The organism is Thioalkalivibrio sp. AKL17 (genome assembly GCF_000377885.1).
GTDB classification, from domain to species: Bacteria; Pseudomonadota; Gammaproteobacteria; order Ectothiorhodospirales; family Ectothiorhodospiraceae; genus Thioalkalivibrio; species Thioalkalivibrio halophilus.
Map to the genome: position 1 here is coordinate 570497 of NZ_KB898765.1, position 12297 is coordinate 582793.

The window sequence follows — 12297 nt, forward strand, 5'->3', positions numbered from 1 at the left end:
GGCGGTTACTTCGAATAAAGCTCGACGACGAGCGACTCGTTGATGTCGGCCGGCAGATCCGCACGATCCGGCACCGCCTTGAAGGTGCCCTCGAACTTGCTGCTGTCGACCTCCACCCACTCGGGCAGACCGCTTTGTTCGGCCAGGGTCATGGAATCCTGGATCCGAACCTGCTTGCGGGCCTTCTCGCGAACACTCACCACATCCGCCGGCTGAACCTGATAGGCCGCCACGTTCACAACCCGGCCATTGACCAGAATCGCGCGATGCGCCACGAGCTGGCGCGCTTCGGAGCGCGTCGAGCCGAAGCCCATGCGATAGACCACGTTATCCAGACGGCCTTCGAGGAGCTTCAGGAGATTCTCCCCGGTCGAACCCTTCCGTTGCGCAGCCTTGTGGTAATAATTACGAAACTGCTTTTCCTGTACACCGTACGTCCGGCGCAGCTTCTGCTTCTCGCGCAGCTGTACCGCATAGTCCGAAAGCCGCGTACGGCGTTCGCCATGCTGACCCGGCGGCTGATCCAGCTTGCACTTCGTCTCGAGTGCGCGCGCCCGGCTCTTCAGACCGAGATCGGCACCCTCGCGACGACTCAGTTTGCACTTCGGTCCAATATAACGACCCATAATTCGACTCCAGCCTCAGACGCGCCGCTTCTTGGGCGGCCGGCAACCATTGTGCGGGATTGGTGTCACGTCACTGATGTTCGTGATCTTGAAACCCGCGTTATTCAGCGCACGCACCGCCGACTCGCGCCCCGGCCCCGGGCCGCGGACCTCGACGTCCAGGTTCTTCACCCCGTGCTCCGCCGCTGCATTGCCGGCGCGCTCGGCCGCCACCTGCGCGGCGAAGGGCGTCGACTTGCGCGAGCCGCGAAAGCCGGACCCGCCGGACGTCGCCCAGCTGATGGCGTTGCCCTGGCGATCGGTGATGGTGATGATCGTGTTGTTGAACGTCGCGTAGACATGCGCGACGCCCTCGGCGATGTTCTTGCGGACCTTTTTCTTGGTCCGGGTCTGCGCTTGTGCCATTAACCTGTATTCCCAGTCGTGTTACTTGCGAATCGGACGCCGCGGGCCCTTGCGGGTGCGCGCGTTGGTCTGCGTCTGCTGCCCGCGCAGCGGAAGGCCGCGACGATGGCGTACGCCCCGGTAGCAACCGAGATCCATCAGTCGCTTGATGTTCATGCTGATCTCGCGCCGCAGGTCCCCTTCCACCGGGAACTTGTCCACCTCGGCCCGCAGCGCATCCACCTCGGCATCGGTGAGATCCCTCACCTTCATCTCCGGACGCACCCCGGCGGAATCGCAGATATGCCGGGCACGCGTGGGACCAATGCCATAGATCGACGTCAGTGCGATCACCGTATGCTTCTGATCAGGAATATTGATTCCAGCGACGCGAGCCATCCAACTTCTCCATCAAGATTCGGCAAAGCCGACTATAGTATCAGCGTTTCGGTCAGCGGCCAAGCTCAGCCCTGGCGCTGCTTGTGACGGGCTTCCGTACAGATCACACGAACGGTCCCGTTGCGACGCACCACCTTGCAGTTGCGGCAAATCGGCTTAACGGATGCGCGTACCTTCATTTTACTTCTCCTGTGCTAGCGGATCCCGGTCCCGCCGAAACCCTTGAGATTCGCCTTCTTCATCAGGCCTTCATACTGGTGCGATACCAGGTGCGACTGCAGCTGCGCCATGAAGTCCATGACCACGATCACGATGATCAGCAGCGACGTCCCGCCAAAGTAGAACGGCACGTTCCAGTACAGGATGAGGAACTCGGGCAGCAGACACACCGCGGTGATGTACACCGCACCCACTGCTGTCAGCCGGGTCATCACACCGTCGATGTAGCGCTCCGTCTGCACACCGGGACGGATCCCGGGAATGAACGCACCCTGTTTTTTCAGGTTCTCCGCCGTATCCCGCGAATTGAATACCAGCGCGGTATAGAAGAAGCAGAAAAATATGATCGCGGCGGCATAAAAGCCCACGTACAACGGTTGCCCGGGCGCCAGCGTGGTCGAGATCTCCCGCAGCCAGTCCATCCCCTCGGCCTGCCCGAACCACTGTCCCAGTGTCGACGGGAAGAGGATGATGCTCGACGCGAAGATCGGTGGGATCACCCCGGCCATGTTCAGCTTCAACGGAAGGTGGGACGACTGCCCACCGACCATCTTGCGACCCACCTGCCGTTTGGCGTAGTTGATCGTAATTCGCCGCTGGCCGCGCTCCACGAAGACCACGAAGGCCGTAACCGCCAGCGCCAGGATCAGCAGGATCACCACAAAGGCGGCAGCCAGCTCGCCTGTCCGCGCCAGTTCCAGCGTTCCGCCAATCGCGCCCGGCAGACCCGCCACGATTCCGGCGAAGATGATGATCGAAATGCCGTTACCAATGCCCCGTTCCGTGATCTGTTCACCGAGCCACATGAGGAACAGCGTTCCCGTGACCAGCGACACCACCACGGTGAAGATGAAGATCGGACCCGGATTCAACGCCATCGGCATGCCCTGGATGGTCTGCCCGTTCAGCGCGATACCGATCCCGATACTCTGAAACAGAGCCAGCACCACGGTGCCATACCGCGTGTACTGTGTGATCTTCCGGCGGCCGGCTTCCCCTTCCTTTTTCAATTGCTGCAGAGACGGCACCACCGCAGCCAGAAGCTGCATGATGATGGCCGCCGAGATATACGGCATCACTCCCAGCGCAAAGACCGACAGACGCTCCAGCGCACCGCCGGAGAACATGTTGAACATGTCCAGGATGGTGCCGCTTTGCTGTTCAAAGAACTGCTGAACCGCGACCGGATTGATGCCCGGCACCGGAATGAACGTCCCGATCCGATAGACCACCAGCGCGCCCAGCACGAACAGCAGGCGTTTGCGCAACTCGGTGAAGCCGGTCAGTCCGCCTCCACCACCCGCTCGGGCTGCCGGTCCGCGCGCCATTGTCAGACCTCGACGCTGCCGCCCGCGGCCTCGATCGCCGCGCGCGCACCCCTGGAGACCCGGACACCACGGACGGTGACCGCACCGGACACCTCGCCCGAGGCGAAGATCTTCGCTGCACGCGCCTCGGCCGGGATGACACCCGCCTGCTTCAGCGTCTCCAGACTGACCTCGCCGCCAACGCGGTTCAGTTCGTTCAGGCGCACTTCGGCCGTTTCGGCCTGCCGGCGCGAGCGGAAGCCGACCTTGGGCAGCCGACGCTGCAACGGCATCTGGCCACCCTCAAAGCCGGTCTTGGTGAAACCGCCGGAGCGAGATTTCTGCCCCTTGTGGCCACGTCCGCCGGTCTTTCCCAGGCCGGAGCCGATGCCGCGACCGACCCGTTTCCCGGCCTTCCGGGCGCCCTGCGGGCTCGCAATCTCATTCAGTCGCATTTCAGACTTCCTCTACGTCCAGGAGATAGCGCACCTTGCGCACCATCCCCAGATTCTCGGGCGTCGCCTCGATCACCGAGGTGCTGTGCATCCGGCGCAGACCGAGACCCCGAACCGTCGCCTTGTGGCTGCGGATTCGATTCGCCGGACTGCGCACGAGTTTCACTTTGAGTTTGCTCATGATCAGCTCTTCACGTCTTCGACCGACTTGCCGCGCTTCGCCGCGATCAGTTCGGGCGAGTTCACCATGGCCAGTCCGTTGATCGTCGCCTGCACCACATTGATGGGGTTGCGGGATCCGACACATTTCGCCAGAACGTTCTTGACGCCCGCGACCTCCAGGACCGCGCGCATCGCGCCGCCGGCGATGATTCCGGTACCTTCGGACGCCGGCTGCATATAGACCTTCGCCGCCCCGTGGCGGCCGTTCACGGCGTAGTGCAACGTGCCCTCCTGCAACGCCACATCCCGCATTTCGAGGCGCGCCTGCTGCATCGCCTTCTGAATCGCCTGCGGAACCTCGCGCGCCTTGCCATACCCGAAGCCCACGCGGCCTTCGCCATCGCCGACTACCGTCAGGGCGGCGAACCGGAACTGCCGGCCGCCCTTGACGACCTTGGCTACACGGTTGACGCCGATCAGCTTTTCCTGGAGCCCATCGGTGGCTTCACTTACATCATTACGTGCCATTGTTATCTCCGCTGGGTCCGTCTGCTAGAACTGGAGCCCGCCCTCGCGGGCAGCATCGGCCAGGGCTTTCACCCGACCATGGAAGCGGAATCCGGAACGGTCGAATGCGACTTCCTGGATACCCGCCTGGCGCGCACGCTCGGCAATCTTCTGACCCACGCGCGCGGCCGCGTCCGCATTCCCGGTGTAGGTTCCTGCCTCGCGCAGGTCCTTCTCGACCGTGGAGGCCGCGGCCACCACATTGTCGCCGTTGGGGGCGATGAGCTGTGCATACATGTGCCGCGGCGTGCGATGGATACAGAGACGGTGAACGCCCTGCTCGCGAATCTTGTACCGCGCCCGACGTGCCCGCTTGATTCTGGCCTGTTTCTTGTCCACTAGTGCCTACCTACTTCTTCTTGGCTTCTTTGCGCTGGATACGCTCGTCCTTGTACTTCACGCCCTTGCCCTTGTAGGGCTCCGGGGGACGCAGCGCGCGGATATCGGCGGCCACCTGGCCGACGCTCTGACGATCATGCCCCTGCACGGCGATTTCGGTGGGCGAACGGGCCTCGACGGTCACGCCCTCCGGAATCGTGAAATCGATGGGATGAGAAAACCCGAGCGTCAGATTCAGGTTCTTGCCCTGAACCTGTGCCCGGTATCCAACCCCGACCAGTTCCAGCACGATTTCGAAGCCCTGGCTCACGCCATGGACATGATTGCCGAGCAACGACCGAATGGTTCCGGCCATCGCGTAGGTCTTCGCCTTCTCGCTGGGCTGCACGCTCACGGTATTGTCCTCGACGGAGACCAGCACGGTCTCGGGGACGGAGAGGGAGATCTCCCCCTTGGGCCCCTTGACCGTGATGCGGTCGCCCTGCTGATCGAGAGACACCCCGTTGGGCAGCTCCAGCGGCAGATTTGCAATGCGAGACATCGAATCGTCCTCAGTAGATCTTGCAGAGCACTTCGCCGCCCTGACCGATCTCGCGTGCGGCGCGATCGCTCATCACGCCGCGCGGCGTGGAGATCACGGCCACACCCAGACCGGCATTGATGCGGGGCAGCTCGTTTTTGCCGCGGTAAATCCGCAGCCCCGGCCGTGAGATGCGCTGAACGGTCTCGATCACCGGCTGGCCCTGAAAATATTTCAGGGTGGCGATCAACACCTTGCGAGCACCTTCGCCTTCCGAACGGTAATCGGCGATGAAGCCCTCGTCCGCGAAAACACGGAGAATCGCTTCCTTGTTCTTGCTATACGGGATCGACACCTGCTCCTTGTCGGCGCGCTGTGCATTGCGCAGCCGGGTGAGCATGTCGGCGATCGGATCGGTCATCATGGCGGTTTCTCCTTACCAGCTCGCCTTGCGCAGCCCCGGAATCTCGCCCTTCATGGCGTACTCGCGAAGCTTGTTTCGGCCCAGGCCAAACCGGCGATAGTAACCCTTCGGCCGACCGGTCACGGCACAGCGATTCTTCTGCCGCACGGGACTGGAGTCACGCGGCAGCTTCTGCAGCTTGTTCATCGCCTCCAGACGCTCTTCGCCGGACCGGTTCTCGTCGACGAGAATCGCCTTGAGTTCCTGCCGTTTCTCGGCGTGCTTCTTCGCCAGGCGCTCACGCTTACGCTCACGCTGGACCATCGATACCTTGGCCATTCCTCTTACCTCTTTACTGCCGGAAGGGGAAGTTGAAGGCCTCCAGGAGAGCCCGGGCTTCCGCGTCCGTCTTGGCGCTGGTCGTAATCGTAATGTCCATCCCCCGGAGGCGATCGACGCGGTCGTAATCGATCTCCGGAAAGATGATCTGTTCCTTCACCCCGAGGGTGTAATTGCCGCGGCCGTCAAACGCCTTCGGACTGAAGCCGCGGAAATCGCGTACACGAGGCAGCGCGATATTGATCAGACGATCCAGAAACTCGTACATCTGGCGGCGCCGCAACGTCACCTTGCAACCGATCGGATATCCGTCGCGAATCTTGAATCCGGCGATGGATTTGCGCGCCCGGGTCACGACCGGCTTCTGCCCCGCGATCGCCGTCATGTCGCCCATCGCATGCTCGATGATCTTCTTGTCAGCGACCGCATCTCCAAGCCCCATGTTCAGGGTGACCTTGGTGACCTGCGGGATCTCCATGACGTTGCCGTAACCGAACTGCTCCTGCAGGGCCGGCTTGATCCTGGACTCGTAATCTTCTTTCAAGCGTTCCATAAACCGATATTCCTGCAGTTAAGCGTCCACGACCTCGTCGTTCGAGCGATACACCCGAACCTTTCGGCCATCTTCCAGCGTCCGAATTCCGACCCGGTCACCCTTGGCGGTTGCCGGGTTGTACAGCATAACGTTCGAAATATGCATCGGCATCTCCTTCTCGATGATGCCGCCGCTGACGCCCTGCTGCGGATTCGGTTTCTGGTGTTTCTTCGCCATGTTGATGTTCTGCACCAGGACCTGGTCGTCCTGCACCTTGATCACCGTGCCACGCCGGCCCTTGTCCTTACCGGCGATCACGACGACATCGTCACCCTTGCGAATCTTTTTCATGACGTCCTCAAAGCACTTCCGGCGCGAGAGAAATGATCTTCATGTAATTCTCTCCACGCAGTTCACGGGTCACCGGGCCAAAGATGCGGGTCCCGACCGGCTGGTACTGGCTGTTCAGCAGCACCGCAGCGTTACGGTCAAACCGGATCACCGATCCATCGGAGCGACGGACGCCGGAGGCGGTACGCACGACCACGGCATTGTACACGTCGCCTTTCTTGACCTTGCCCCGGGGAATGGCGTCCTTGACGGACACCTTGATGACGTCCCCGATCCGCGCGTATCGCCGATGGGATCCGCCCAGGACCTTAATGCACTGCATGCGGCGCGCGCCGGAGTTATCGGCGGCTTCAAGGACGGTCTGCATCTGAATCATGGATGTTCTCCCGGGATCCGGTTCACAGCGCGTCGCGCCCGACCACTTCGATCAGGGCAAAGCGCTTCTGTTTCGACATGGGCCGGCACTCCCGAACCCGTACGCGATCGCCTTCCTTCGACACGTTTTCCTCGTCATGGACGCGGAGCTTCGTCGAGCGGCGAATGAACTTGCCATACAGCGGGTGCCGAACGCGCCGTTCAACCACGACCGTGCGGGTCTTGTCCATCTTGTCGCTGACCACGCGACCCACAACGGAGCGCTGGGTTTTCGTCGTTTCCTGGTTCATCTTCGTTAACCCGCCGTTCTGCGTTCGTTCATCAGCGTCTTGATCCGGGCGATGTCGCGCCGCACGGTTTTCATGCGGTCGGGACGCGAAAGCTGCCCGACGGCCTGCTGCATGCGCAGACCGAACTGTTCCTTGTACAGGGCCTCGAGTTCACCCCCGAGTTCCTGATCGGACTTGTTCCTGAGTTCGGACGTTTTCATCACATCACCTGCCGACGCGTAAACACGGTCTTCACGGGGAGCTTCGCAGCGGCGAGCCGAAACGCCTCGCGCGCGACGTCCTCGTTGACCCCTTCCATTTCGTAAAGCATGCGGCCCGGCTGGACCTTGCATACCCAGTACTCGACACCGCCCTTGCCCTTGCCCATGCGGACTTCGAGAGGCTTACTGGTGACGGGCACATCGGGGAACACCCGAATCCAGATCTTTCCGCCGCGCTTGATGTGACGGACCATCGCCCGCCGTGCGGCTTCGATCTGCCGGGCGTTCACGCGACCGCGCTCGACCGCCTGGAGCCCGTACTCGCCGAAGCTCACCTTGGCCCCCACGGACGCCATACCGCGGTTGCGCCCCTTGAACTGCTTCCTGAACTTGGTTCTTTTTGGCTGCAACATGGCTTATGTCCTAGCTCGCGTTGGCCGCGGCGCGGCGGCCTTCGGTGGGCTCCAGGCTGAAGACCTCACCCTTGAAGATCCAGACCTTCACGCCGATGATTCCGTAAGTCGTTCGCGCCTCTGCGAATCCGTAGTCAATATCCGCACGAAGCGTATGCAGCGGAACACGACCCTCCCGATACCACTCGGACCGGGCGATTTCGGCGCCATTCAGGCGACCCGAAACATGCACCTTGATGCCTTCGGCGCCCAGGCGCACCGCGTTCCCAACCGCCCGCTTCATCGCCCGACGGAACATGATGCGGCGCTCCAGCTGCTGGGCGATGCCTTCGGCCACCAGCTGGGCCTCGATTTCGGGCTTGCGGACCTCCTCGATATTGATCTTGACCGAACCCTGGTCCAGACCCGTCTCGCGCGCCACTTCCCGGCGCAGCTTCTCGATGTCCTCGCCCTTCTTGCCAATCACGATACCCGGACGTGCGGTCTGAATCGTGATGTGCGCTGCCTTAGCGGGGCGCTCGATGATCACGCGGCTCACGGACGCGTGGCTCAGCCGTTTCAGGAGGAATTCCCGCAGCTGGATGTCGTTGTTCAGCGTAGCGCCGAAGTCCTCGCCGTCCGCATACCAGGTGGCGGACCACGGGCGCGAGATGCCGAGGCGAATGCCGGTCGGATGTACCTTGTTACCCATGCTTACTTCGCCCCCTTCTCGCTGACACCCACGATCACGTGGCTCGTGCGCTTAAGAATACGATTGCCGCGGCCCTTGGCCCGGGCCTGCATGCGCTTCAGCACCGGGCCTTCGTCGACCTGGATCCGCGACACGCGTAGTTCGTCGATGTCGGCGCCGTCGTTGTTTTCGGCGTTCGCGATGGCCGATTCCAGCACCTTCTTGACGATGGCCGCCGGTTTCTTGCGGCTGAACGCAAGTTCGTTCAGCGCCTTTTCTACCGGCATGCCGCGAACCTGGTCAGCAATCAGCCGCGCTTTTTGCGGCGACATCCGCGCGAACCGGAGTTTTGCGATCGTTTCCATCAAACCGTCCTCAGCGCGATTTCTTGTTGGCGATGTGACCCTTGAAGGTCCGGGTCGCGGCGAATTCGCCCAACTTGTGGCCAACCATGTTCTCGTTGATGAGCACCGGGACATGCTGCCGCCCGTTATGCACCGCGATGGTGAGCCCCACCATCTGCGGAATGATCATCGAACGCCGGGACCAGGTCTTGATCGGACGACGGTCGTTCTTTTCCGCCGCCACTTCCACCTTCTGGCGCAGGTGATGGTCAACGAACGGGCCTTTCTTCAGTGAACGCGGCATGCTCGTGCTCCGTTACTTCTTGCGCCGACGCACAATCATGCGGTCGGTACGTTTGTTGTTACGGGTCTTGAATCCCTTGGTCGGGCGCCCCCACGGGGTCACCGGATGGCGACCGAAGTTGCGGCCTTCACCGCCCCCATGCGGATGGTCGACCGGGTTCATCGCCGTACCGCGGACCGTCGGGCGCTTGCCCTGCCAGCGGCGTGCGCCGGCCTTGCCAAACTTGCGCAGGGAATGCTCGGAGTGTCCGACTTCGCCGACCACGGCACGGCACTCGGACTGAATGCGGCGCATCTCTCCGGACGCGAGCCGGACCGTTGCCAGCTGCCCTTCACGGGCCACCACCTGCGCGCTGCCACCGGCCGAGCGCACCAGCTGCGCGCCCTTGCCAGGCTTCAGCTCGATGCCGTGCACCGTGGTGCCCACCGGGATGGACCGCAGCGCCATGGCATTGCCGGGCCGGATCGGCGCCTGCGAGCCGCTCGAAACGGTGTCCCCGACTTTCAGCCCGCGCGGCGCAATGATATACCGACGTTCGCCATCGCGATACAGCAGAAGCGCCAGATGAGCACTGCGGTTCGGATCGTATTCCAGCCGCTCGACGCGAGCCGGAATATTATCCTTCGTCCGCTTGAAGTCGACCGTGCGGTAGCGCTGCTTGTGCCCACCGCCGATATGCCGCGAAGTGATGCGGCCGGTGTTGTTGCGCCCGCCGGTCCGCTGCTTCTTCTCGACGAGGCCCGGATATGGTTCGCCTCGATGCAGACCGTCTCCGCGAATCTGCACCGTGTGCCGGCGACCGGCCGACGTGGGGTTGGTCTTGATAATAGCCATGATCAGAGCTGCTCCCCTTCACCCATGTCAATGCTTTCGCCCGGGGCCAGCGACACATAGGCCTTTTTCCAGTGATTCCGCCGCCCGAACTGGCGACCGAACCGCTTGGTCTTGCCCTGCTGCCGCAGCGTGCGCACGCCTTCCACGCGCACCTCGAAGAGCTGCTCGACGGCAGCCTTCACCTCGGCCTTGCTTGCATCGGGCAGCACCTTGAACACGTATTGCCCGACCTCCCCGGCCATCGTCGCTTTTTCCGACACCACCGGGCCCTGGATTACCTGCATCAGACGGCCATTCATGCCAACCACTCCTCGATCCGGCGCACGGTCGCTTCGGTCATCACCACGGTTTCGGCTCCGACGAGATTGGCCGGACCGATCTCGCCCAGGGTCGCCACATCCACGCGCGGCACGTTCCTCAATGCCCGGTCGGTCCGCTCATCCTCGGCATCGAGGACGACGAGACCGGACTCCATCCCGAGCTGGCGCAGCGCGGCGACGCCATCACGCGTCTTGCCGCTATCCACGCTGAAGCTGGAAACGATCTTCAGCCGTTCTTGCCGCACCAGCTCGGAAAGAATCGACGCCAGCGCGGCGCGATACATCTTCCGGTTCAGCTTCTGCGAGAAATCCCGCGTGCGAGCCGCAAACACCTTGCCGCCACCAATCCACAGCGGACTACGGATCGTACCGGCGCGCGCTCGCCCCGTACCCTTCTGCCGAAACGGCTTGATACCGCCTCCGGAGACCTGCGAACGAGTCTTTTGCGCGCGGGTCCCACGACGGGCGGCCGCCAATTGCGCCACCACGGCCTGGTGGACCAGCGAGTCATTGAACTCGCGTTCGAAGCAGGCGGGCGAAAGCTCCACACTGGCCCCGGTATCGGCTGTTGTCATCTGCATCGTTATCAACCCTTCGCCTTGACTGCCGGCCGGATCATCACGTCCGCGCTGGACGGACCGGGAACGGCACCCTTGACCAGCAGCAGTCCGCGATCCGCATCGACCCGGACCACACTGAGATTCTGAATGGTCTTTCGCTCGGCGCCCATCTGGCCCGCCATCTTCTTGCCCTTGAACACGCGACCCGGGCTCTGGTTCTGCCCGATCGATCCCGGCGCCCGATGGGCCAGCGAGTTACCGTGGGTGGCGTCCTGAGTACGGAAGTTGTGCCGCTTGACCGTCCCCTGGAAACCCTTGCCCTTGCTCTGCGCGGTCACGTCGACCATCTGGCCCTCTTCGAACCGTTCGACGGTCATCGCGTCGCCCGGGCTCAGGCCCTCGGCCTCCTCACCATCGAGGCGGAATTCCCAGAGCCCTCGCCCGGGTTCGACTTCGGCCCTGGCGAAGTGCCCGCTCGCCGCGCGGTTCACCCGCTGCGGCTTGCGCGAGCCGGCCGTGACCTGCACCGCGTCGTAGCCATCGCTGTCGGCACGCTTCACCTGGACCACGCGATTATTGTCCACCTCGAGCACCGTGACCGGCACCGACGCGCCCTCTTCGGTGAACACGCGCGTCATTCCAAGCTTGCGACCAATGAGTCCAAGAGCCATTTTCCAACCCCTTCGTAATCGCTGGCGCGGCCCTGCGCCCCAAAGTCGTGGCCCGGCGCCGAACGCCGGGCCACGGAAAGCCCAATATTATGACAGAAAGTTTCCGCTTAGTTAAGTCGAATCTGAACATTGACCCCTGCGGCCAGGTCCAGCTTCATCAACGCGTCCACTGTCTTGTCCGTGGGATCCATGATGTCCATCAGGCGCTTGTGGGTACGCAGCTCGTACTGATCCCGCGCGTCCTTGTTGACATGCGGGGAGGTCAGCACGGTGTACGACTCCCGCTTGGTCGGCAGCGGAATGGGGCCCTTGACCCGGGCCCCGGTCCGCTTCGCTGTTTCCACGATTTCGGCCGCTGACCGGTCAATGAGACGGTGGTCAAAGGCCTTGAGCCGAATTCGAATACGCTGATTAGCCATGGATCTTTACTCGATAATCTTGGAGACGACGCCGGCGCCCACGGTGCGGCCGCCTTCGCGAATCGCGAAACGCAGACCGTCTTCCATGGCAATCGGGCTGATCAGCGACACCGTCATCTTCACGTTGTCGCCCGGCATCACCATCTCGGTGCCTTCCGGCAGCTCGACCGAACCCGTCACGTCCGTCGTCCGGAAATAGAACTGCGGACGATACCCGTTGAAGAACGGCGTGTGACGACCGCCCTCTTCCTTGTTCAGGATGTACACTTCCGCCTCGAACTGGGTGTGCGG

The 12297-nt window shown here is 62.6% G+C and carries 26 protein-coding genes and 1 pseudogene; all 27 read right to left on the bottom strand.

The window, feature by feature from the left end; genetic code table 11:
* Positions 1-5: 5 nt before the first annotated feature.
* Positions 6-626 (bottom strand): 30S ribosomal protein S4, encoded by a 621-nt coding sequence (gene rpsD, locus D577_RS0105945; RefSeq protein ID WP_018870660.1) that lies wholly within the window; start codon positions 624-626, stop codon positions 6-8.
* A gap of 15 nt (positions 627-641) precedes the next feature.
* Entirely contained in the window at positions 642-1031 is a 390-nt protein-coding gene (gene rpsK, locus D577_RS0105950) for a 30S ribosomal protein S11 (protein WP_018870661.1), read from the bottom strand.
* A 21-nt stretch (positions 1032-1052) separates the two neighbouring features.
* Positions 1053-1409, bottom strand: a complete 357-nt coding sequence (rpsM, locus tag D577_RS0105955) for a 30S ribosomal protein S13 (protein WP_018870662.1) — start codon at positions 1407-1409, stop codon at positions 1053-1055.
* A 65-nt stretch (positions 1410-1474) separates the two neighbouring features.
* Complete coding sequence (rpmJ, locus tag D577_RS13990) at positions 1475-1588, bottom strand: 50S ribosomal protein L36 (RefSeq protein ID WP_018935185.1); 114 nt, start codon at positions 1586-1588, stop codon at positions 1475-1477.
* 15 nt (positions 1589-1603) lie between these two features.
* The gene (gene secY / locus D577_RS0105960; protein ID WP_019590827.1) at positions 1604-2956 is read right to left on the bottom strand and encodes a preprotein translocase subunit SecY; all 1353 of its coding nucleotides are present in this window, start codon (positions 2954-2956) and stop codon (positions 1604-1606) included.
* A 2-nt stretch (positions 2957-2958) separates the two neighbouring features.
* Positions 2959-3390: a 50S ribosomal protein L15 gene (gene rplO / locus D577_RS0105965; RefSeq protein WP_018870664.1), complete on the bottom strand. Its 432-nt coding sequence runs from the start codon at positions 3388-3390 to the stop codon at positions 2959-2961.
* 1 nt (position 3391) lies between these two features.
* On the bottom strand, positions 3392-3571 hold the full coding sequence (gene rpmD, locus D577_RS0105970; protein ID WP_018870665.1) for a 50S ribosomal protein L30: 180 nt from the start codon (positions 3569-3571) through the stop codon (positions 3392-3394).
* Positions 3572-3573: 2 nt separating this feature from the next.
* Positions 3574-4080 (bottom strand): 30S ribosomal protein S5, encoded by a 507-nt coding sequence (gene rpsE, locus D577_RS0105975; RefSeq protein WP_018870666.1) that lies wholly within the window; start codon positions 4078-4080, stop codon positions 3574-3576.
* A 24-nt stretch (positions 4081-4104) separates the two neighbouring features.
* Positions 4105-4458: a 50S ribosomal protein L18 gene (rplR, locus tag D577_RS0105980; protein ID WP_018946627.1), complete on the bottom strand. Its 354-nt coding sequence runs from the start codon at positions 4456-4458 to the stop codon at positions 4105-4107.
* Between the two features lie 10 nt (positions 4459-4468).
* A complete protein-coding gene (gene rplF, locus D577_RS0105985) occupies positions 4469-4999 on the bottom strand; it encodes a 50S ribosomal protein L6 (RefSeq protein ID WP_018946628.1) in 531 nt (176 codons plus the stop codon).
* Positions 5000-5009: 10 nt separating this feature from the next.
* Positions 5010-5402, bottom strand: a complete 393-nt coding sequence (gene rpsH, locus D577_RS0105990) for a 30S ribosomal protein S8 (RefSeq protein ID WP_018870669.1) — start codon at positions 5400-5402, stop codon at positions 5010-5012.
* A 12-nt stretch (positions 5403-5414) separates the two neighbouring features.
* A complete protein-coding gene (rpsN, locus tag D577_RS0105995; RefSeq protein WP_018870670.1) occupies positions 5415-5720 on the bottom strand; it encodes a 30S ribosomal protein S14 in 306 nt (101 codons plus the stop codon).
* Between the two features lie 13 nt (positions 5721-5733).
* Positions 5734-6273, bottom strand: coding sequence for a 50S ribosomal protein L5 (gene rplE, locus D577_RS0106000; protein WP_018946630.1), 540 nt, complete (start codon positions 6271-6273; stop codon positions 5734-5736).
* 18 nt (positions 6274-6291) lie between these two features.
* The gene (gene rplX / locus D577_RS0106005) at positions 6292-6606 is read right to left on the bottom strand and encodes a 50S ribosomal protein L24 (RefSeq protein ID WP_018946631.1); all 315 of its coding nucleotides are present in this window, start codon (positions 6604-6606) and stop codon (positions 6292-6294) included.
* Positions 6607-6613: 7 nt separating this feature from the next.
* Positions 6614-6982 (bottom strand): 50S ribosomal protein L14, encoded by a 369-nt coding sequence (gene rplN / locus D577_RS0106010; protein WP_018870673.1) that lies wholly within the window; start codon positions 6980-6982, stop codon positions 6614-6616.
* A 22-nt stretch (positions 6983-7004) separates the two neighbouring features.
* Positions 7005-7271 carry a 30S ribosomal protein S17 gene (rpsQ, locus tag D577_RS0106015; RefSeq protein ID WP_018870674.1) on the bottom strand — a complete coding sequence of 89 codons (267 nt, stop codon included), beginning with the start codon at positions 7269-7271 and terminating at the stop codon, positions 7005-7007.
* Between the two features lie 5 nt (positions 7272-7276).
* Entirely contained in the window at positions 7277-7471 is a 195-nt protein-coding gene (gene rpmC / locus D577_RS0106020; protein ID WP_018946632.1) for a 50S ribosomal protein L29, read from the bottom strand.
* A complete protein-coding gene (rplP, locus tag D577_RS0106025; protein WP_018870676.1) occupies positions 7471-7884 on the bottom strand; it encodes a 50S ribosomal protein L16 in 414 nt (137 codons plus the stop codon). Before rplP ends, rpmC begins: the two co-directional genes overlap by 1 nt.
* A 10-nt stretch (positions 7885-7894) precedes the next feature.
* A complete protein-coding gene (rpsC, locus tag D577_RS0106030) occupies positions 7895-8575 on the bottom strand; it encodes a 30S ribosomal protein S3 (protein WP_018946633.1) in 681 nt (226 codons plus the stop codon).
* A gap of 2 nt (positions 8576-8577) precedes the next feature.
* Positions 8578-8919, bottom strand: a complete 342-nt coding sequence (gene rplV, locus D577_RS0106035; RefSeq protein WP_018946634.1) for a 50S ribosomal protein L22 — start codon at positions 8917-8919, stop codon at positions 8578-8580.
* A 10-nt stretch (positions 8920-8929) separates the two neighbouring features.
* Entirely contained in the window at positions 8930-9202 is a 273-nt protein-coding gene (rpsS, locus tag D577_RS0106040) for a 30S ribosomal protein S19 (RefSeq protein WP_018870679.1), read from the bottom strand.
* A gap of 12 nt (positions 9203-9214) precedes the next feature.
* Positions 9215-10036 carry a 50S ribosomal protein L2 gene (gene rplB / locus D577_RS0106045; RefSeq protein ID WP_018946635.1) on the bottom strand — a complete coding sequence of 274 codons (822 nt, stop codon included), beginning with the start codon at positions 10034-10036 and terminating at the stop codon, positions 9215-9217.
* A 2-nt stretch (positions 10037-10038) separates the two neighbouring features.
* Positions 10039-10335 carry a 50S ribosomal protein L23 gene (rplW, locus tag D577_RS0106050; protein WP_018870681.1) on the bottom strand — a complete coding sequence of 99 codons (297 nt, stop codon included), beginning with the start codon at positions 10333-10335 and terminating at the stop codon, positions 10039-10041.
* Positions 10332-10937, bottom strand: coding sequence for a 50S ribosomal protein L4 (gene rplD, locus D577_RS0106055; protein WP_018946636.1), 606 nt, complete (start codon positions 10935-10937; stop codon positions 10332-10334). Before rplD ends, rplW begins: the two co-directional genes overlap by 4 nt.
* Positions 10938-10942: 5 nt before the next feature.
* Entirely contained in the window at positions 10943-11587 is a 645-nt protein-coding gene (gene rplC / locus D577_RS0106060) for a 50S ribosomal protein L3 (RefSeq protein WP_026288932.1), read from the bottom strand.
* Between the two features lie 107 nt (positions 11588-11694).
* Positions 11695-12006, bottom strand: a complete 312-nt coding sequence (gene rpsJ / locus D577_RS0106065; protein WP_018870684.1) for a 30S ribosomal protein S10 — start codon at positions 12004-12006, stop codon at positions 11695-11697.
* Between the two features lie 6 nt (positions 12007-12012).
* Positions 12013-12297, bottom strand: a pseudogene (locus tag D577_RS0106070) (elongation factor Tu); the annotation flags it as partial.

What these genes read in the sequence shown, in the direction of transcription:
- rpsD (WP_018870660.1), bottom strand. Translation starts at nt 626, where the DNA reads ATGGGTCGTTATATTGGACCGAAGTGCAAACTGAGTCGTCGCGAGGGT.
- rpsK (WP_018870661.1), bottom strand. Translation starts at nt 1,031, where the DNA reads ATGGCACAAGCGCAGACCCGGACCAAGAAAAAGGTCCGCAAGAACATC.
- rpsM (WP_018870662.1), bottom strand. Translation starts at nt 1,409, where the DNA reads ATGGCTCGCGTCGCTGGAATCAATATTCCTGATCAGAAGCATACGGTG.
- rpmJ (WP_018935185.1), bottom strand. Translation starts at nt 1,588, where the DNA reads ATGAAGGTACGCGCATCCGTTAAGCCGATTTGCCGCAACTGCAAGGTG.
- secY (WP_019590827.1), bottom strand. Translation starts at nt 2,956, where the DNA reads ATGGCGCGCGGACCGGCAGCCCGAGCGGGTGGTGGAGGCGGACTGACC.
- rplO (WP_018870664.1), bottom strand. Translation starts at nt 3,390, where the DNA reads ATGCGACTGAATGAGATTGCGAGCCCGCAGGGCGCCCGGAAGGCCGGG.
- rpmD (WP_018870665.1), bottom strand. Translation starts at nt 3,571, where the DNA reads ATGAGCAAACTCAAAGTGAAACTCGTGCGCAGTCCGGCGAATCGAATC.
- rpsE (WP_018870666.1), bottom strand. Translation starts at nt 4,080, where the DNA reads ATGGCACGTAATGATGTAAGTGAAGCCACCGATGGGCTCCAGGAAAAG.
- rplF (WP_018946628.1), bottom strand. Translation starts at nt 4,999, where the DNA reads ATGTCTCGCATTGCAAATCTGCCGCTGGAGCTGCCCAACGGGGTGTCT.
- rpsH (WP_018870669.1), bottom strand. Translation starts at nt 5,402, where the DNA reads ATGATGACCGATCCGATCGCCGACATGCTCACCCGGCTGCGCAATGCA.
- rpsN (WP_018870670.1), bottom strand. Translation starts at nt 5,720, where the DNA reads ATGGCCAAGGTATCGATGGTCCAGCGTGAGCGTAAGCGTGAGCGCCTG.
- rplE (WP_018946630.1), bottom strand. Translation starts at nt 6,273, where the DNA reads ATGGAACGCTTGAAAGAAGATTACGAGTCCAGGATCAAGCCGGCCCTG.
- rplX (WP_018946631.1), bottom strand. Translation starts at nt 6,606, where the DNA reads ATGAAAAAGATTCGCAAGGGTGACGATGTCGTCGTGATCGCCGGTAAG.
- rplN (WP_018870673.1), bottom strand. Translation starts at nt 6,982, where the DNA reads ATGATTCAGATGCAGACCGTCCTTGAAGCCGCCGATAACTCCGGCGCG.
- rpsQ (WP_018870674.1), bottom strand. Translation starts at nt 7,271, where the DNA reads ATGAACCAGGAAACGACGAAAACCCAGCGCTCCGTTGTGGGTCGCGTG.
- rpmC (WP_018946632.1), bottom strand. Translation starts at nt 7,471, where the DNA reads ATGAAAACGTCCGAACTCAGGAACAAGTCCGATCAGGAACTCGGGGGT.
- rplP (WP_018870676.1), bottom strand. Translation starts at nt 7,884, where the DNA reads ATGTTGCAGCCAAAAAGAACCAAGTTCAGGAAGCAGTTCAAGGGGCGC.
- rpsC (WP_018946633.1), bottom strand. Translation starts at nt 8,575, where the DNA reads ATGGGTAACAAGGTACATCCGACCGGCATTCGCCTCGGCATCTCGCGC.
- rplV (WP_018946634.1), bottom strand. Translation starts at nt 8,919, where the DNA reads ATGGAAACGATCGCAAAACTCCGGTTCGCGCGGATGTCGCCGCAAAAA.
- rpsS (WP_018870679.1), bottom strand. Translation starts at nt 9,202, where the DNA reads ATGCCGCGTTCACTGAAGAAAGGCCCGTTCGTTGACCATCACCTGCGC.
- rplB (WP_018946635.1), bottom strand. Translation starts at nt 10,036, where the DNA reads ATGGCTATTATCAAGACCAACCCCACGTCGGCCGGTCGCCGGCACACG.
- rplW (WP_018870681.1), bottom strand. Translation starts at nt 10,335, where the DNA reads ATGAATGGCCGTCTGATGCAGGTAATCCAGGGCCCGGTGGTGTCGGAA.
- rplD (WP_018946636.1), bottom strand. Translation starts at nt 10,937, where the DNA reads ATGCAGATGACAACAGCCGATACCGGGGCCAGTGTGGAGCTTTCGCCC.
- rplC (WP_026288932.1), bottom strand. Translation starts at nt 11,587, where the DNA reads ATGGCTCTTGGACTCATTGGTCGCAAGCTTGGAATGACGCGCGTGTTC.
- rpsJ (WP_018870684.1), bottom strand. Translation starts at nt 12,006, where the DNA reads ATGGCTAATCAGCGTATTCGAATTCGGCTCAAGGCCTTTGACCACCGT.